The 19219-nt window shown below is 28.9% G+C and carries 18 protein-coding genes and 3 other annotated features; of the genes, 10 read left to right on the top strand and 8 right to left on the bottom strand.

The genetic code is table 11. The features are described 5' to 3' along the window. Window positions 1–17: 17 nt before the first annotated feature. Window positions 18–476, bottom strand: a complete 459-nt coding sequence (locus ACUSRV_RS00630; RefSeq protein WP_490139971.1) for a hypothetical protein — start codon at window positions 474–476, stop codon at window positions 18–20. Window positions 477–630: 154 nt separating this feature from the next. Here ACUSRV_RS00630 and ACUSRV_RS00625 point away from each other — a divergent pair, with 154 nt between their 5' ends. After that, complete coding sequence (locus ACUSRV_RS00625; protein WP_490139970.1) at window positions 631–1320, top strand: YczE/YyaS/YitT family protein; 690 nt, start codon at window positions 631–633, stop codon at window positions 1318–1320. A gap of 32 nt (window positions 1321–1352) precedes the next feature. Here the strand turns inward: ACUSRV_RS00625 and ACUSRV_RS00620 are convergent, their stop codons facing one another. Further along, the gene (locus tag ACUSRV_RS00620) at window positions 1353–2237 is read right to left on the bottom strand and encodes a helix-turn-helix domain-containing protein (protein WP_490139969.1); all 885 of its coding nucleotides are present in this window, start codon (window positions 2235–2237) and stop codon (window positions 1353–1355) included. A gap of 159 nt (window positions 2238–2396) precedes the next feature. On the opposite strand from ACUSRV_RS00620, the gene ACUSRV_RS00615 reads away from it, so the two are divergent. Next, window positions 2397–3659 (top strand): dicarboxylate/amino acid:cation symporter, encoded by a 1263-nt coding sequence (locus ACUSRV_RS00615; protein WP_490139968.1) that lies wholly within the window; start codon window positions 2397–2399, stop codon window positions 3657–3659. Window positions 3660–3873: 214 nt separating this feature from the next. Then, window positions 3874–4335 carry a hypothetical protein gene (locus tag ACUSRV_RS00610; protein WP_490139967.1) on the top strand — a complete coding sequence of 154 codons (462 nt, stop codon included), beginning with the start codon at window positions 3874–3876 and terminating at the stop codon, window positions 4333–4335. Between the two features lie 97 nt (window positions 4336–4432). On the opposite strand, the gene ACUSRV_RS00605 is transcribed toward ACUSRV_RS00610, so the two are convergent. Beyond that, window positions 4433–4642 carry a hypothetical protein gene (locus tag ACUSRV_RS00605; RefSeq protein ID WP_490139966.1) on the bottom strand — a complete coding sequence of 70 codons (210 nt, stop codon included), beginning with the start codon at window positions 4640–4642 and terminating at the stop codon, window positions 4433–4435. 207 nt (window positions 4643–4849) lie between these two features. Between ACUSRV_RS00605 and ACUSRV_RS00600 the strand changes: the two genes are divergently transcribed. Next, complete coding sequence (locus ACUSRV_RS00600; RefSeq protein WP_490139965.1) at window positions 4850–6064, top strand: MFS transporter; 1215 nt, start codon at window positions 4850–4852, stop codon at window positions 6062–6064. A gap of 37 nt (window positions 6065–6101) precedes the next feature. On the opposite strand, the gene ACUSRV_RS00595 is transcribed toward ACUSRV_RS00600, so the two are convergent. The 5 genes from ACUSRV_RS00595 to thrC all read right to left on the bottom strand — a co-directional run bounded on the left by ACUSRV_RS00595 (window position 6102) and on the right by thrC (window position 11462). Next, entirely contained in the window at window positions 6102–6794 is a 693-nt protein-coding gene (locus ACUSRV_RS00595) for a FadR/GntR family transcriptional regulator (RefSeq protein WP_490139964.1), read from the bottom strand. Between the two features lie 208 nt (window positions 6795–7002). Next, window positions 7003–7644 carry a PAQR family membrane homeostasis protein TrhA gene (trhA, locus tag ACUSRV_RS00590; protein ID WP_490140410.1) on the bottom strand — a complete coding sequence of 214 codons (642 nt, stop codon included), beginning with the start codon at window positions 7642–7644 and terminating at the stop codon, window positions 7003–7005. 133 nt (window positions 7645–7777) lie between these two features. Continuing rightward, on the bottom strand, window positions 7778–8962 hold the full coding sequence (locus tag ACUSRV_RS00585) for a DEAD/DEAH box helicase (RefSeq protein WP_490139963.1): 1185 nt from the start codon (window positions 8960–8962) through the stop codon (window positions 7778–7780). A gap of 112 nt (window positions 8963–9074) precedes the next feature. Beyond that, window positions 9075–9974, bottom strand: a complete 900-nt coding sequence (gene thrB, locus ACUSRV_RS00580) for a homoserine kinase (RefSeq protein ID WP_490139962.1) — start codon at window positions 9972–9974, stop codon at window positions 9075–9077. A 9-nt stretch (window positions 9975–9983) separates the two neighbouring features. After that, the gene (gene thrC, locus ACUSRV_RS00575) at window positions 9984–11462 is read right to left on the bottom strand and encodes a threonine synthase (protein ID WP_490139961.1); all 1479 of its coding nucleotides are present in this window, start codon (window positions 11460–11462) and stop codon (window positions 9984–9986) included. A gap of 41 nt (window positions 11463–11503) precedes the next feature. Next, window positions 11504–11713 (bottom strand) — a binding site (T-box leader). Window positions 11714–11972: 259 nt separating this feature from the next. Further along, window positions 11973–12218 (top strand) — a binding site (T-box leader). A gap of 177 nt (window positions 12219–12395) precedes the next feature. After that, window positions 12396–12642: a binding site (T-box leader), on the top strand. 156 nt (window positions 12643–12798) lie between these two features. Here thrC and ACUSRV_RS00570 point away from each other — a divergent pair. The 6 genes from ACUSRV_RS00570 (at window position 12799) to ACUSRV_RS00545 (ending at window position 19214) form a co-directional block, all read left to right on the top strand. Continuing rightward, a complete protein-coding gene (locus ACUSRV_RS00570) occupies window positions 12799–13026 on the top strand; it encodes an ACT domain-containing protein (protein WP_490139960.1) in 228 nt (75 codons plus the stop codon). A 91-nt stretch (window positions 13027–13117) separates the two neighbouring features. Then, window positions 13118–13942: a hypothetical protein gene (locus ACUSRV_RS00565; RefSeq protein ID WP_490139959.1), complete on the top strand. Its 825-nt coding sequence runs from the start codon at window positions 13118–13120 to the stop codon at window positions 13940–13942. A 33-nt stretch (window positions 13943–13975) separates the two neighbouring features. Continuing rightward, window positions 13976–14968, top strand: a complete 993-nt coding sequence (gene ilvC, locus ACUSRV_RS00560; RefSeq protein ID WP_490139958.1) for a ketol-acid reductoisomerase — start codon at window positions 13976–13978, stop codon at window positions 14966–14968. Between the two features lie 10 nt (window positions 14969–14978). Further along, entirely contained in the window at window positions 14979–16628 is a 1650-nt protein-coding gene (gene ilvD, locus ACUSRV_RS00555; RefSeq protein WP_490139957.1) for a dihydroxy-acid dehydratase, read from the top strand. A gap of 18 nt (window positions 16629–16646) precedes the next feature. Beyond that, window positions 16647–18299, top strand: a complete 1653-nt coding sequence (gene ilvB, locus ACUSRV_RS00550; protein WP_490139956.1) for a biosynthetic-type acetolactate synthase large subunit — start codon at window positions 16647–16649, stop codon at window positions 18297–18299. Window positions 18300–18302: 3 nt separating this feature from the next. Then, on the top strand, window positions 18303–19214 hold the full coding sequence (locus ACUSRV_RS00545) for a branched-chain amino acid transaminase (RefSeq protein ID WP_490139955.1): 912 nt from the start codon (window positions 18303–18305) through the stop codon (window positions 19212–19214). Window positions 19215–19219 lie beyond the last annotated feature (5 nt).

Raw genomic sequence — 19219 nt, 5'->3', positions numbered from 1 at the left:
ATGGAGGGCTTTATTTTTTAGTTTTTGTTTTCTTTTATCTTTTCTTCTCTCATTTTTTGTATTTCGTCCATTCTTTTTTTTATTTCTTCCTTTTTCTTAACTGCTTCTGCTTTTGTTATTTCGCCGTTTTTTACAGCATCATCAATTTTCTTATATTTATGTTGTAGCATATATTCTTTAAGTTCTTCATGTGTAACATTTTTTTCTTTCAATATATCCTTAAGCGTTTTTCCAGAATCTAATTGAGCTTGAATTTCTTTATCTGTCATTTTATGTTTTTCTTTTAGAAACTCGACAATAAATTTTTTATGTTTAGCTTTATGACCTTGTTTATCCTTCGGACAATCTTTATTTTCTTTTTGTGAAACAGTAATCATAGATCTACAATCAGTTTCTAAATTGTCTGCATAAACAGCATTTGAAGATCCAAAGATAATCATTGATAATGCTAAAGTACTCAGTATTTTTCTTTTCATATTTTTCACCTCCGTAATATTAATAATTCCCAATCAGTTTGAATTTACCATGGCAATAATGTGAAGAACATGTGAAATTTTGAATTTTCAAAAAAGAGTATGTTATATCATAAATTTGATTTAAGTAATATAATTATAATAGGAGGAGATTTAGGTGAAAAAAATAGTTTTTTGTATTTTAAGGTTATTTACAGGACTTTTCTTATATGCCGTTGGCATAGTTATGATCATTAATGCAAATTTAGGTCTTGCACCTTGGGAGGTTTTTCATCAAGGGCTTACAAATATAATTAATATTACTATGGGCCAGGCAAATATTGCCATTGGGTTGCTACTCATAATAATAAATAGTATTTTAAAAGAAAAACTAGGCTGGGGAACAGTGTTTAACATGATATTTATTGGAATTTTTATGGATATTTTAATGTTAAATAATCTTATTCCAGTATTTGAAGTTTTTTTGCCAAGGCTAATAACGATGTTATTGGGTATGTTTGTAATAGGAATTGCAAGTTATTTATATATAGGATCTGGGCTAGGTACTGGTCCTAGGGATGGACTGATGGTTGCTCTTACAAAAAAGACTAATAAGTCTGTTAGATTTGTAAGAAATAGTATTGAGACAGGTGTATTAATTATAGGTTATTTACTAGGTGGTTTTATAGGAATAGGAACTTTAATTACAGCACTTACAGTTGGACATTTTGTTCAATTTTCATTTAAGATTTTCAATTTTGATGTTCAACAAGTAAAACATAGATTCATAGATGAAGATATAAAACTTTTAAAATCAAAATTGATAAATAAAGAAGAAAACTATAGTGAAAAAAACTGCAAGGAATAAACTTTAAGCCGTGATAGATTATCTAATACGGCTTATTCATTTGTATAAGAATCTTCAAATTGAAAAATGCTTTTATAATAGTTTCTAGGAGATAAATCATACATTTTTTTAAAAGCTCTAACAAAACTTGAATAATCATTAAAACCACATTCAATGCACACATCGTTCATACTAAATCCCTTTTTAATAAGAGACTTAGCAAGTATTAGTCTTTTTTGAATTATATAACTGTGAATTGAATTTCCCGTTTGAGATTTAAATTTATGCATAAGGTAGTATTTACTCATAAAGAATTTAGAAGCTATATTGTCTATAGATAAATCTTCTTGAAGGTTATTGTTTATATAATTTAAAATAGATTCTACAGTTTTATCATATTTAATATCTTCTATTTCTTTATTTTTTTCACTTCTTAAAAACAATCTATTTATAAGAATTATAAGTTGTAAGAATAAGGAATTTTTTAGAACTTCACTTCCAAATTCCTCATTCTTATCATTGCTTTCAAGTTGGGATATAAGGCATCTAATTTTTTCAATGTATTCTATATTTAGTCGAAGTAGATTATATTCATTTTGAAGAGCAAGGTCAAAACATGTTAGTAAATTACATTCATCTTCATTGTATTTCGTTACAAATTCAGGATTAATCCAAATAACTATACGTTCATAAAATTCGCTAGAATCTATTATAGGTTTATGGATTTCATTATTGTTTACAAATAAGATATCCCATGGTTTTAAATTATATGATTTTCCTTCAATCAAATAAGTAGCTTTTCCGGATATGAATATAATTATTTTATTAAAGTCGTGATGGTGATATTCAAATTCTATATTTTTTTTATCTTTAATATGAAATATTTTAAAATTATCATTTAAATAACCTATCTTATTAGTTGTAGATTCATTTTCCATAAAAATACCTCTGAAAAAACGTATTTTAAAGTATAATTTATTTTAGAGCATTTTTTGCAATGTTTCAAGCATTATTAACAAGGAATATAGCAAAAAATTTATGTATAATAATAATATATGAATAATAAATATATGATAAAAAGAAAAGGAGAGAATAATATGAAATCATTTTTGAAAAATTATAAATCTTCATTAATACTACTTATTTCTATAATAATAGGTGGGATAATAGGTTTGGTTATGGGACCAAAGGCAACTGTACTTCAACCCTTGGGAGATTTATTCTTAAACTTATTATTTACAATATTAGTGCCGTTAGTATTCTTTAGCGTTACTTCGGCTATAGCTAATATGAGTGGGATGAAAAGATTTGGTAAAATCATGGGAAATGTTGTTATTGTGTTTTCATCTACAGCATTAATAGCTGCTGTAATAGCTCTTATAGGAGTATTAATTGCAAATCCTACAAAAGGCTTAGATCCTGCAATATTTAATGAACTTATGGCTCAAGCAACTGAAAATGCAGATGCTGAAAAAGTAGGCATATTTACTCAACTTGTAAATACTGTAACAGTAAATGACTTTGTAAATCTATTCTCTAGAAGTAATATGTTACAACTTATAATATTCTCAGTATTATTTGGAACAGCAACAGCAATGGCTGGAGAAAAGGCAAAACCTATAGCTGCGTTCGTTGAGGCTGGATCTAATGTTATGATGAAAATTGTAAAAATAATAATGTATTATGCACCAGTAGGACTTGGAGCATATTTTGCTACAGTTGTAGGCCAACTTGGACCTCAAATACTGGGAGGGTACGTAAGAGTATTTGTTCTTTATTTAGCTATTACAGCAGTTTATTACTTTGGATTCTTTACTTTATATTCTTATGTAGCTTCAGGTAAGCTTGGAGTAAAAACTTTCTGGAAAAATGCTATAGCTCCAACAGTTACAGCTTTAGCTACTTGTTCAAGTGCTGCTTGTATACCGATAAATCTTGAATCTGTTAAAAAAATGGGAGTACCAAATGATATAGCAGAAACAGTTCTACCTCTTGGAGCTAATACTCATAAAGATGGATCTGTAGTAGGTGGAGTGTTAAAAATAACTTTCTTATTTGGAATATTTGGGAAAGACATGACAAGTATATCTTCTATAGTAGGTATAATTGTAGTATCTTTCTTAGTTGGAGCAGTTATGGGTGCTATACCTGGAGGAGGAATGCTAGGTGAAATGTTAATACTTAGTATATACGGGTTTTCACCAGAAGTACTTCCTATAATAGCTGTTATAAGTACAATAATAGATGCACCAGCAACTCTTCTTAACTCTACAGGAAATACAGTTTGTTCTATGATGGTATCAAGACTTGTAGAAGGTAAAGACTGGCTTAAAGGGAATATGAACAAAACAATTGCATAAAATTACAAAATACTAAAAAAGCAATGTACATACATTGCTTTTTTTATTACAAGAATTTATAATTTATCAGATCTGTTGATAAGTTGTTTTAATAATAAATTACTCATTAAAAAAATTAAATAAATATAATTTACTTTAAATTACAGGAATATAAAATTATATTCTACTAAAAATATTATATATAATACTTTTAGTAGAAAGAAGATGATTATTTATGATTTTTAATAAAAAGAAATATATGTTAATTATTTTAACCTTTATAATGTCTATAACTATATTAAGCATTAACTTTAAAAATGTACATTCAATACAAAATGAAAATGAGCAAGAATATGAACAATATGTACTATCGTGGATTGATGGATTTATTAAAGTACAAAACGAATATCCACTTATATTTAGTATTGAAACAAAATATCTAGATACTAATAGGGAAGCTATACAAGCAAGAATTAGATTAATAAATAATTTTCAATATCCAGAAGATAGAGTACCTGAAAAATACAAAGATATTAATACCGAATTTTTAGCCACATTAGTTATATATAAAGAAGCATATGAAAATTTATATATAGCTATAACTACAGGAGACAGTAGGGCAGTAGGGGAAAATGTAGGAAAGTTATATGAATCAGATATAATTCTAGAGCGAATTAGAAATACTTTAAATATGTAAAAAACCAGTTGATAAAAGCTGGTTTTTTCTTAATATATAATAATAAGTAAAAACCCTCGTTTTTAAACGAGGGTTTTTGTTAAGTACAATTAAATTATTATTTATTATTTTTATTTTTTCTATTATTTTTATTGTTGTCATTACAATTGTTAAACTTATTATTACAGTTATTATCATTACAATTATTAAATTTACTATCTAATCCTAATTCATTAGATATTTCCATGTTACAGTTATCACATTCATTATTTAGCTTATTGTTATTTTTATTATTGTCATTACAATTGTTTAATTTGTTTTTCTTCATGATTAAGTTCCACCTTTCATTATTTTTTAGGAATTATTTATCCCTTATTATAATGTGTAAAAAATTAATAAACGATGTTGTATAAAAAATAGAATTAACGCCAATATATGGATTAGGCTAAATTTTAAAAAAATTTTGATATAATTATTTAATAAATTTACGGTCATAATAGTAAGTAAAGACGTAGATTTAAGGAAGTGAAATAATATGAAATTTGGGATACCAAAGTTTTCTTTAAGTAAGGATATAATCGTGTTGTTATTTGCAGAACTTTTAACACATCTTGGAGCTTATATATTTATTCCAATATTTCCGGTTATATTAGGTTCTGAAAAAGGAATTGATCCAACAAAAATAGGGTTAATAATAGGAATGATTTCATTAACATCTCAAATAGGAAATACTTTAGGAGGTTTATTATCGGATAGAGTAGGGAGGAAAATAACTATTACTCTTGGTTCATTTATTGAATCATTAGCAGTATTTGGATATGGAGTTAGCAATGAGTATACATCATTTCTTCTTTGTTCAATGATATTTGGATTAGGAAATGGAATATATTCTCCAAGCGTTAAAGCATCAATAGCATTTCTTACGTCACAATGTGCAAAAACAAGAACTACTGCATTTTCTATTAGAGGAATTGCAGCTAATATAGGAGTAGGAGTAGCAGGATTATTAATCCTTATATTGTCAAATATGAAATCAAGTACTATATTTTTTATAGCAGGTTCAATATTTTTAATTCTTGGAATAATAACATCAATTTTACTACCTAAAGGCTGTGGAGATGAAGAATGTCCTAAAATCCCGCTTAATAGCTATATGTTAATAATTAAAAATAAAGCATTTATTATTTATACATTGGTTTCAATATTAGTATGGGCTATATTTGCACAATTAAATCTATTAATACCTTTAAGGGCAGATGCTGTTTTAGAAAATGGAAAAATGGTTGGAAGTATATGGACAATAACTAGTATCATAGTAATTATTTTTCAAGGAATAATCTCTAAATATATTTTGCAGAAAATCAATCCCTTTAGTGGAATCACCATAGGAGTTTTGTTTTTTGGACTAGGTATATTTTTGATTGGTTTATCTTATAATCTTTTGTTTTTAACTTTAAGTGCTGCAATTTTTCTTATAGGTCAAATGCTAGTATTTCCAACTATAGACAGTATAACGAGCCAACTTGCTCATGCAGAATTAATTGGAGCTTATTTCAGTGTAGCGAATTTAATATCTGGTATAGGAAATGCCGCTGGAAATTTTATTGGAGGAAAAATCATAAGTGTATACGGAATTAACACAGATTTATTTCCCTGGGCTATATTTGGAATTTTTGCATTGGCAACGTCGATAATTATGTTTATGGTTCAGAGATTACCTATAATATCAACATCTTTAAAAAATGATTAATTTAAAATAAGGAATAAGCTATACCTAGAGGCATAGTTTATTCCTTATGGTATTGCTCTATAAAATCTAAATGTTTTCTCATTGCCTCAACCGCTTTAACTGAATCTTGTTCTATTATTGCGTTAACTATATTTTCATGTTGTTTTAATAAAACATAACTGTTCTCAGTATAAGTTAATATGTTTTTTCTAGTATCTTCAATAAACTTTTCAAATAAATTTGCAGAAGTTATATACATATTTTGGATAAGGTAGTTTCCGCTCATAGAAGCTATTTTGTAATGAAGTTGTTTATCTAGTGATATTTGTTCACTTTCACTATCTGATTCTCTTAACTTTGTTAAAATTTCTTCTAACTCATGAAAATCATCTTCTGTACCTCTTTGTGCTGCCAAGTCGACAGTAGTTAGTTCTGCATATTTTCTTAGTTCTAATATGTCCATTGATTTGCCGTTATTTAATACAAACATCATAGAAAAAGAGTCCATAATAGATGAAGCTGTATTTGAACATATATAGTTGCCCTCTCCGTGTTTACTTTCAATAACTCCCATAGTCTCTAGTACCCTAAGCCCTTCTCTTACAGAAGTTCTACTAATTTGCATCTTTTCAGCTAATTCCCTCTCTGATGGTAATTTATCTCCTTTTTCAAGCTGCCCACTTAATATCATTCTTTGGATTTGTTGCATAACATACTCATAAGTCTTTTGATTTGATATAGGACTAAACATAGTATGTCCCTCCCTTAATGTCTCATATTATATAATAAAAAAGCTATGAATAAAATAAATTGCTTTAGCAACATACTAACGTTTCATAGCCTACGCTTATATCAAACTATAATTTATAAGTATATATTATCATATTTTTAACAATTTGAAAACGTTTTATAGAGTTATAAAGTTATCAAAATGAAAAAAGTTCGCTAAATAGCGAACTTTATATAACGTATTTAAATACACATACAAAATGGCTTAGACTTCCTAATAATATGAAAACATGAAATATTTCGTGGAAACCTAGATATTTAAATTGAAGAAACTTTGGTTTTGTAGCATAAATTATAGCACCAATGGTATAAAATATACCTCCGATAAGAAGCCAGGAAATCCCTTTAGGTCCTATAGTTTTAGAAAGAGGAGATATAATAAACATACATATCCATCCCATAAAAATATATATTGAAGTTGAAAGCCATCTAGGACAATTAAACCAAATCATCTTAAAAAGTATTCCACAAATAGCAATAGCCATTATAAGTGAAAACATAACCCAGCCACTAACTCCATTTAATGCTATCAAGCAAAGTGGAGTATAAGATCCTGCAATCAAAATAAATATCATTGAATGGTCAAGTTTTCTTAAAAATTTTATAACATTTTCAGAAGCTATAACCATATGATATGTAGCAGATGCAGAATATAAAAGCATTAAACTTATCCCAAAGACTATTACTGCTAAAAGATTTATAGGAGATGGATTTGATAAGGATGCCTTAATAATCATGGCAATTAAAGCTACAAAAGATAAAATAGCGCCAATTAAATGGGTTAATCCATTTATAGGTTCTCTAATATACATATTCAAAATAAAAACCTCCTTATTTAAAATCTACAATTATATTATAACAAATAGATATAAAATTATATACATTATAATTTTATAAAGGCTATAAATATATATTATGTTCAAATAAGGAGCAATATTTATATTATTATTTAGATCTTTTAATGTTATTGTTAGTTTTTTGTCTACTAAAACCTGGATTAGTTATTTTGCCTTTATATATGTCTTTTATTTCGATTTTTATATTAAAGTCTTTTTCGTATTTTTTTATAGTAGGTATTTCTCTTTCAGTAACTATTGAAATAGCAGTACCAGTTTTTCCAGCTCTACCTGTTCTACCAACTCTATGTAGATATTCCTTTGAATCTTCAGGTAAATCTAAATTAATTATATGAGTTACCCCTTTGATATCTAATCCTCGAGCAGCTAAATCAGAAGCTACTAATATTTGTATACTTCCATTTTTAAAACCGTCTAAAGCCTTTTTACGTTCTTCCTTTGAAGCTTTACCATATAATCCATATGCTCTTATATAATGATATTGAAGTTTTTCTGTAGTTACTTGAGTTTCTTCAGTCTTATTTATAAATACAATTGCCCTTTGAGGGTTTATCGAAGCTATTAATTTTCTCAAAATTTCAATTTTGTCTCTTCTTTCACATACAAAATGTATGTGATTAATATTTTCATTTACAATATTTTTATCTTCAACTTTTACAAATTCAGGCTCTTTCATTAGATCTTTTGCTATATTTAATGTTTCAGCAGTTATTGTAGCAGAGAACAGCATTAATTGTCTATCTCTCATTGTAGTTTTAATAACATCTTTTACTCCATCTAAATTGTTAGCATCTAGCAGTTTATCACCTTCGTCTATAACAATTGTTTTAATAGTATGTGCACTAATTTTTTTCTTTTTTATAAGTTCAAATATTCTTCCTGTTGACCCCACAATTATATGAGGCTTTTCTTTTAACTTATCGATTTGTCTTTTTATATTAACTTCTCCTATAATAGAAGTAGAAGTTATAGGTAATCCTGAATTTTTTGATAAAAGCTGTATTTCCTTATCTATTTGTATAGATAGCTCATGTGTTGGTGCTAATATTATTGTTTGCATTTCTTTTTTAGAACTATCTATTTTTTGAAATATTGGAAGTAAGTATGCTAATGTTTTTCCAGTTCCAGTTTGTGACTGACTTATTATATCTTTATTCTGTAGGGCTAGGGGTATTGATTTTATCTGAATATCTGTAGGCTCAGTTATGCCTTCCTTTTTTAATCCTTCTATTAAATTTAAATTTAATCCTAATGCACTAAATGAATTTGACATTTTGATACTCCTTATGAATTTAATTTTTTATGAAAACTTATTAGATTTTATACTTAGTATACCTTTTTGTCAAATAAATTATGGCACATTTAAAGCGTAAATAAAAACAAATTTATGATTTATCTATTATTTTTCTTACTACAGCACCATTAAAGTCTATTTTCAATTCTCTAACAGTCCACTTATTATCAAATTTAGTTAAAAATCTCTCCATATCACTACAAAAGTTATTATTTTCTTCTTTTAGAATAGCCATAATACTTGGTCCTGCTCCGCTTAAAAATACACCGAGGGAATCTGATAGCTTACTTTCTTGTATTATTTCATCAAAACCTTCAATAAGTGTTCCCCTATAAGTTTGATGAAGTTTATCTTCACAAGCAAAGTTAATTAAATCCAAATTTCCATTAACCAAAGATGATATAATAAGAGATACTCTTCCTACATTAAATACAGCATCCTTATAAGAAACTTTATCAGGAAGAACTGATCTAGATTCCTTTGTTGATAGCGTAAAGTCAGGTATCAAGGCGCAAAATTTCAAACCATCATATATTTTTATTTTGTCATAATAAACCTGATTATTTTCTTGTATTGATATTGTCATTCCTCCAAATAAAGCAGGTGCAATATTATCTGGATGACCTTCTATTTCTGACGCAATTTCTAGTATTTCACTTTTATTTAAACCAGCTTTCGATATCTCATTTGCTGCCATAACTCCAGCTAATATACAAGACGCGCTACTTCCAAGACCTCTTGATATAGGTATATCACTTTCAAATTTAATTTTTAGGCCTTTAGGTCTATAACCTATTATTTTGAAAGATTCTTTCATTGACTTATACATTAAATTAGTTTCATTACTAAAAATTTCATCACATCCATTTATCTCAAGTCCAGTTTCAATTTCTTCCACAAGAAAAATATTATACATATTTAACGCTATTCCTAAACAATCAAAGCCTGGGCCAAAATTTGCACTTGTAGCTGGTACCTTAATCTCTATCATATTATTCACCTACACATTCAAAAATTTTTTTATTGCATATTTGATTTCATCCTTTTTATATAAGTTATTATGAATTATTTTTTTGTTTTCGAGAGCTTTAATTGCATCAGGTATTTTTATCCCTGTGTTATTAGAAAGCTCTTTTGCTACTTCAAAATCATTTAATTTATCAACTTCAATATTTAAAGATTTGCAAATGCTTCTTCCAAACTTATAAGGGCTCGCTGTTGAAGCTATAATAGTTTGTGTATAATCTTTAGTTTCTTTTTTGTAATTTTCGTATACAGAGTAGGCAACTGCTGTATGAGTATCCATAACATACCCTGATGAGTTATAAACTTTGTTTATATTATAAAGAACCTCATCTTCTAAAACATAACCTGCATAGAAATCCTTTAATTCTTCTTTCATAGACTTTGTAATTTCATATTCACCTTTAAGCTGAAGGCTTTCCATAAGTTCTTTTGTTAATTTTTTGTTTTTATCACTTATTTCATATAATAATCTTTCCAAATTACTAGATATTAGAATATCCATAGAAGGGGAAATTGTTAAGTTTAAACTTCTTTTTTTATCGTAAATTCCACTATTAAAGAAGTCATAAAGTACATTATTTTCATTTGATGCACATATAAGTTTATTAACTGGAAGACCCATTTTTTTTGCATAATATGATGCCAGTATATTTCCAAAATTTCCAGTAGGAACTACTATATTAATTTTTTCGCCAAATTTTATTTTTTTATTTTTTAACAACTCTAAATAACCATAGAAGTAATATATAATTTGAGGAATTAATCTTCCTATATTTATTGAGTTTGCTGAAGAAAGTATATAATTATTTTTATATAATGTGTCGATGAAATTTTTGTCATTAAATATTTCCTTAACTCCATTTTGAGCATCGTCAAAGTTTCCATCTATACCAACAACAAATACATTTTTACCTTCCTGAGTAATCATCTGCCTTTTTTGAATTTCACTTACTCCATTTTCTGGGAAAAATACTATTATTTTTATTCCATCAATATTTGCGAAAGACTCAAGTGCAGCTTTTCCTGTATCTCCAGATGTGGCAGTAAGAATTACTATTTCCTTGTCGACCTTATTCTTTTTTATGGAAGCTTTTAATAAATGAGGAAGTATAGAAAGTGCCATATCCTTAAATGCAAGGGTAGGGCCATGATAAAGTTCCATAAAAAATAAATCATTTTTTTCTACTAATGGAACTATAAGTTCAGTGTCAAATTTATTATCATATGCTTTTTCAATACATGTTTTAAGATCTATATCCTCAAAGTCAGTAAAATATTTTTTTGTTATGAAGTATGCTAATTGAGAATAACTCATCTTCAATAAATCTTCCGTAATACTTACCTTAGGAATGTCTGTTGGTATATACAATCCTCCGTCATCTGCAATTCCTTTTAGTATAGCTTCACTTGAACTGATGAAGTTGATGTCACTTCTAGTACTTGTATAAATCATAATATCCCCCTTTTTTTAAACACAAAAAAGCCCTCATCCCTAGAAGGGACGAGAGCATAGTTCCCGCGGTTCCACCCAAATTGATATAAAATCCACTTAAAACCTTAACGCGGCAAACGTCAATTCTTACTAGATTTCAGAATTGCACTCATAGGTGGTTTTCAATATTCCATATTAAGGAAATCTTTCAGCCAGGGATTTCCATCTCTTTTAACTGGGTTAAATTTACTCTTCCTAATCACAGCTTTTATTTTATAAGTTTTTTATATTTTTAAATATATTATGTTAAATGTTTTTCTATGTCAATAGTTTTTGAAAAAGTTTTTTGAATTTTATATATAAATTAAAAAATAATGAATATTATTGAACATATATAAATAAACTTAAATTATATTAAATCTGGTGAAGATTTTATTTGCAAAAAAGAGATTGACAATTGATAATTATCGTAATAGAATAGAATTTAATATTTTGAATTTATGAAAAATTCAATCGTATGAAAACTTAATATAATAAGCAATGATGGAGACAAAAATATTCAAGGGTTAACTACAGAGAGCTAACGTTTGGTGAGAGTTGGTGTTAATTAGAGTATATAATGATCACTCCGAAGCTTCTTGGGTGAAAAAGAAATTTAGTAACTTAAGACGTATACCAACGTTATATGGTTAGGGTTGTAAGACCTGAGAGAGGCAGTTAATTATTAATTAGCTGCAAATAAGGTGGTACCGCGGAATATAATCTTTCGTCCTTATAAGTGTAGAATTACGCTTATTTGGATGAAAGATTTTTTTGTTTTTAAGATTATTTCAAAAAATAAAAAAATTTAAAAAATATATTGACAGTTACAAAATATGGTAATATAATAATTTTTAAAATATATTATAAATTAAAATTATACAATTAATTATATATTTGAATTATAAATAAATATAATAAGCGATGATGGAGACAAAAATATTCAAGGGTTAATTACAGAGAGCCAACGTTTGGTGAGAGTTGGTGTTAACTAGAGTATATAATAATCACTCCGAAGCTTCTTAGGTGAAAAGGTAATTGAGTAATCTAAGACGTATACCAACGTTATATGGTTAGGGTTGTGAGACCTGAAGAGAGACAGTTATATATTGTTTAACTGTAAATAAGGTGGTACCGCGGAATATAATCTTTCGTCCTTATAAGTGTAGAATTACGCTTATTTGGATGGAAGATTTTTTTATTTAGATAAAAATATATTTTATGATATCAGTATACACAGAAAATAATTTAAAAAGAAAGTGTATTCTGTATTCAATACAATGAATTTAATATTAAGTTAATAGAAAGAAGGGGTTATATGAGTAATAGAGTATGTGCAAAACTTAATAATGGAATTGATAGTTTTTTAAGAGTGACAAATACAATTAGAAGAAAAGAAATCAATGTAAAATCAATAAGTATGATATTAAATGATGATGAAAATATTGATTTAGATATAGTTATAGATGACATAAATTATTGTGTAAATGATCTTATAAAACAAATATCAAAGCTTGTAGATGTAGAAGAAATCAAAGAAATATAAAAAATTAGGCTGCATATTAATCAATGTTGAAATTAAAAATGGATAAATAGATTTATAAGATAAACATATATCATAGGAAGGTGAATATCTAATGAAAACAATATTATTTATAACAGATCTATATTACAAAGCAAATGGAAGGCGTTATTATGAAGAGGATTTATTTTTAACTTCTAGATTAAGAGAAGATTTTAAATTAGTTATTTGTCATCCTGAAGATATCGAAACTTTCGAGAAAGACTTTGACTTAGTAGTATTCAGAAATGCTGGTCCAGTAGCTAATTTCAAAGATAAATATCAAAAATTTCGTAAAAGAATTGTTTCAGATAATTTAAAAACATATAATTCATTTAATGGAAAGGGAGATATGAATGGCAAACAATATCTATTAGATTTAACACATGAGAAATTTCCAGTGATTCCAACTATTGATAAAATAGACCTTTTTGAAAAACTACCCAATATAGATAATTATATTATAAAGCCAAAAGATGGTGCAGATTCAATAGGTATTGAGGTTTTATCTAAGAATGAAGTTTTGAAGAAAGTGGATAAAAATAGTGTAAATATTTTAATGCAACCTTTAATCAATTTTGAATACGAAGTATCGTTTTACTTTATAGATAGGGAATTCCAATACGCACTCTACGCACCAGATAAAGATAGGAGATGGGAACTAAAAGAATACCTTCCTACAGAAAAAGACTTGGAATTTGCAAAGCGTTTTATAGATTGGAATAATCTTAATTGGGGAATTCAAAGAGTAGATGCATGTAGAAGTGAAAATGGAGAACTTTTACTGGTAGAGCTAGAAGATTTAAATCCGTATCTTTCTCTTTTAGAGTTAAATTCTAAAACATGTAATAACTTCATAGAAGCATTTAAAAAATCACTTCAAAAAGCCATTGAAGCATAAATTTGAAATTAAAATATACAGGGGGTAATTATTATGAAAAAGATGTTTTATGAAATGGATGCAAACTTAGAGGATTTAAGAAATAAAAAGGTTGCAGTTTTAGGATATGGAAGTCAAGGTCACGCTCATGCACTTAATTTAAAAGAAAGTGGCGTAGACGTTGTTGTTGGATTATATGAAGGAAGCAAATCATGGAATAAGGTTTTAGAGGATGGTCTAGATGTTATGGCTGTAGAAGATGCAGTTAAAGAAAGTGATTTAGTTATGGTTCTTTTACCTGATACAAAGCAAAAAGAAGTTTATGAAAAAAGTATAAGACCAAATCTAAAAAGGGGTCATGTTTTAGCCTTTGCACATGGGTTTAATATACATTTTGATCAAATAACTCCTCCGGAAGATGTAGATGTTATAATGGTTGCACCAAAGGGACCAGGGCATCTTGTTAGAAGTGTATATAAAGAAGGAAAAGGAGTTCCTGCATTATTTGCGGTTCATCAAGATAATAGTGGAAATAGTAAAAAAACAGCACTTGCATATGCAAAGGGGATAGGGGCAACAAAAGCCGGTGTACTTGAAACAACATTTAAAGAAGAGACAGAAACAGATTTATTTGGAGAACAGGCAGTTCTTTGTGGAGGTATTACAGAATTAATAAAATCAGGATTTGATACTTTAGTAAATGCTGGATATCAAAAAGAAGTTGCATACTTTGAATGTCTTCATGAAATGAAGCTTATAGTTGATTTACTATATGAAGGTGGATTTGAAAGAATGAGATATAGCATAAGTGATACTGCAGAATATGGAGATTATGTTGTTGGTAAAAGAATAGTAAATGAAAATACAAGAGAAGAAATGAAAAAAGTACTTGAAGAAATACAAAACGGAAAGTTTGCAAAAGATTGGATACAAGAAAATGAATTAAATAGACCTAAATTTAATAACTATAGATGTAGTGAATTAGAACATCCAATAGTGGAAGTTGGTAAAGACTTGAGAAAAATGATGTCTTGGATAGACAAATAGGGGGATTAATATGAAAAGTGACTTAGTGAAATTTGGTATAACTAAAGCTCCACACAGATCCCTACTTAAAGCTTCAGGATTTACTGATGAAGAAATAAATAAACCATTTGTTGGGATAGTAAATTCATTCAACGAAATAGTTCCAGGACATGTAGAACTTAGACAAATTACTGAAGCAGTTAAAAGAGGTGTTTTAATTGAAGGAGGAACTCCCTTGGAGTTCCCATCAATTGCAGTTTGTGATGGAATTGCAATGAACCATGAGGGAATGAAGTATTCACTTGTAAGCAGAGAAATAATTGCAGATAGTATAGAAATAATGGCTAAGGCCCATGGGCTAGATGCACTTGTTTTAATACCTAGTTGTGATAAAGTGGTTCCTGGAATGCTTATGGCAGCGGCAAGACTTAATATACCAAGTATTGTTGTAAGTGGTGGGCCGATGCTTCCTGGAAAATATAAAGGTAAAAATGTGGATTTAGTAAGCGTATTTGAAGGGGTCGGAATGATAAATAGGGGTAATATGAGTGAATATGAATTAAAGGAGTTAGAAGATGCTGCATGTCCTACATGTGGTTCGTGTTCAGGAATGTTTACTGCAAATTCTATGAATTGTATGACAGAAGCATTAGGTATGGCACTTGAAGGTAACGCCACTATACCAGCTGTATATTCAGAAAGAAAAAGGTTAGCTAAGAAAACAGGAATGCAGATAATGAAACTTTTAAGAATAAATATGCTTCCAAGAGATATTATGAATGAAAAAAGTTTTGAAAATGCATTAACAGTAGACATGGCACTTGGATGTTCTACTAATACAGTCCTACATCTTACGGCAATATCCCATGAAGCAGGGGTTAAACTAGATTTAGATAAAGTAAATGAAATTAGCAATAAAACTCCAAATTTATGCAGATTAAGCCCAGCGGGGCCATATCATATAGAAGACCTTTACCACGCTGGAGGAATTTACGCAGTTATCAATGAACTATCAAAGAAAAATCTATTGCATATGGATTTAGAAACAGTATCTGGAAAAAGAATTAGAGAATTAATAAAAGAAAAAGTTGGTAATAAAGTTATTGCTGATATAGATAATCCTTACAGCGTAAGTGGAGGTATAAAGGTACTAAATGGAAGTTTAGCTCCTCAAGGTGCAGTTGTTAAACAATCAGCTGTATCACATAGGATGATGAAAGTCACAGCAAAAGCAAGGGTGTTTAATGACGAAGAAGAAGCAGTAGAGGCAATATTAGGTGGCAAAATCAAGCCAAATGACACAATAGTAATAAGATATGAAGGTCCAAAGGGAGGACCTGGAATGAGGGAGATGTTAACACCGACGTCTGCACTTGCTGGTATGGGACTTGATGATTGTGTGTCCCTTATTACTGATGGAAGATTCTCGGGAGGAACAAGAGGAGCTGCTATAGGCCATGTATCACCTGAAGCCTTAGAAGATGGACCGATAGCTCTTGTTAATGACGGAGATTTAATAAAAATAGATATACCTAATGGGATATTAGATTTATTAGTTGACGAAAAAGAATTAGAAAATAGAAAAAGAGATTTAAGACATAAAGAATTAAATTTATCAGGGTATTTAAAAAAATATTCTAAATTGGTAACTTCAGCATGTGAAGGAGCTATTTGTAAATAGGAATAGGGGGGTGTATATATGAATGGAGCTCAAGTCGTATTAGAGTGTTTAAAAGAACAGGGGGTAGACACTATATTCGGTTATCCAGGGGGAGCTGTAATTCCACTATATGATGCACTTTATGATTATAATGATTTTAACCATATTAGAACATCACATGAACAAGGGGCAGTACATGCTGCAGATGGATATGCAAGGAGTACTGGTAAAGTAGGAGTTTGTTTTGCAACATCAGGTCCGGGTGCAACAAATACTATTACAGGAATTGCAACAGCATATATGGATTCAGTTCCACTAGTTGTTATTACAGGTCAGGTGGCGACACCTCTTTTAGGAAAAGATTCTTTTCAAGAAATAGATATTACAGGGATGACTGTATCTGTAACTAAACACAACTATCTTGTAAGAAAAGTTGAACAAATTCCACAAGTTATAAGAGAAGCATTTAACGTTGCAAAAAGTGGAAGGCCAGGACCTGTGCTTGTAGATATTCCAAAGAATATGTTTTTATCTAATGGAATTTATGAAAAAGTAGATAACTTATATGAAAATCAAAAATATACATTAGACAAAGAAAAAATATCAAAAGCTTTGGAAATAATCGATGCTTCTAAAAAGCCAATTATATATGCAGGTGGAGGAGTGAAAAGCTCAGGTGCTTGTGATACTTTAGTAAATTTTGCAAAAAAAGGTGATATACCTGTTGTAAACACTTTAATGGGACTTGGAACTATAAAAAGAGAAGATGAACTATCTTTAGGCTTAGTTGGAATGCATGGACATAGGGAAAGTAATCTTGCAGTTACAAATAGCGATTTGATAATTGCAGTTGGAGCTAGATTTAGCGATAGAGTTATAAGTAAAATAAGTTCATTTGCACCATCTGCAAATATAATTCATATAGATATAGATGCTTGTGAAATAGATAAAAACATATATAGCCAGCTATCTTTAATAGGTAATTTAGATGAAATACTAAAATTATTAACTAAGGACATGGAAAAGAAAGACAATTCTGTATGGAAAGAACAAATAAATGAATGGAAATCACATGATGAAATAGATGGGAAAGTATTTCATCCTAAAAATATACTCAATAGTTTTGGGAAAAAGTTAGGAGATGATGTATTTGTAGTTACTGATGTAGGTCAGCACCAAATGTGGACTGCGCAACACTGGGAATTTAATTTTTGTAGAAGTTTTATAACATCGGGGGGACTGGGAACTATGGGGTTTGGTCTTGGTGCAGCTATTGGAGCAAAGTGTGCTAATAGAGATAAGCATGTTCTTTTAGTTACAGGAGATGGAAGCTTTAGAATGAACTGTAATGAGCTTGCAACTGTATCAGGTTTTAATATTCCATTAATAATACTTCTTATGAACAACCAAACATTGGGAATGGTTAGGCAGTGGCAAAAAATGTTCTCTAATGAAAGGTACTCACAAACAGATATGGATAATTCTGTAGATTATGTAAATCTTGCTAAATCATATGGAATAGAAGGATATAAGATAGACAATATAAATGAATTAGATAGTCTATTAAATAAAATAGAATTTGGAAATAGTCCAATATTCATAGAATGTAGGATAAATAAAGACGAAAATGTATATCCAATTGTTCCGCCAGGGGAACCGATAAATAATATAATAGAAAATTGGGGGGTATAAATTATGAATAGCGTAGTATTTTATCAAGGGGAATTTGTTGAAGAAAGAGACGTAAATATAAGTATAAGAAGTAAGGCATTTAACTATGGTTTAGGCTGTTTTGAAGGACTAAGGGCATATTGGGATAATGAAAAAGAGCAATTATATGTATTTAGAATGCGTGAGCACTATGAAAGACTACTTCAATCATGTAAAACATTGTATATGGATTTACCATATACAGTTGATGAACTTTGTGACTTTACTGTTGAACTATTAAGAAAGAATAATTATAAAACAACTACATATATAAGACCTGTTGCATTTAAAGGATCAGAGCAACTTACGCCTACACTATATGATAATGACAATCGCCTTTTAATATATTGTCAACCTCTAGGAAGTTATGCAGGTAAAGATGCACTTAGAGTAGCTGTATCATCATGGAGAAGGGTAGGAGATAATGCAATACCTGCAAGAACAAAACCAACTGGAGGATATTTAAATTCAGCTTTAGCGTCTCTTGAAGTATTACAAAATGGATATGATGAAGCTATATTTTTAACAGAACAAGGAAATGTATGTGAAGGGCCAGGAGAAAATCTATTTATATTTAAGAATAATAAATTAATAACACCTCCAACTTCTGATTGTATATTAGAAGGTATAACAAGACAGACTGTAATGACTCTTGCAAGAGAGGAATTAGGTTTAGAAGTAGTAGAAAGAAGTGTATCTAGAAGTGAGCTTTATTCTGCAGATGAAGTATTCTTTAGCGGAACTGCAATGGAGGTTACTTCAGTTGTAGAAGTAGATAATAGAAAAATAGGTGAAGGTGTACCTGGAAAGGTATGTACTCAAGTTAAAGACTTGTTCTTTGGATTAACTATAGGAAATAATCCTAAATATAGCTCTTATTGTACACCTGTTTATTAAAAAAT

Source organism: Sporacetigenium sp. TC11, from assembly GCF_058146105.1.
This window is presented reverse-complemented; position numbering and strand designations above follow the sequence as displayed.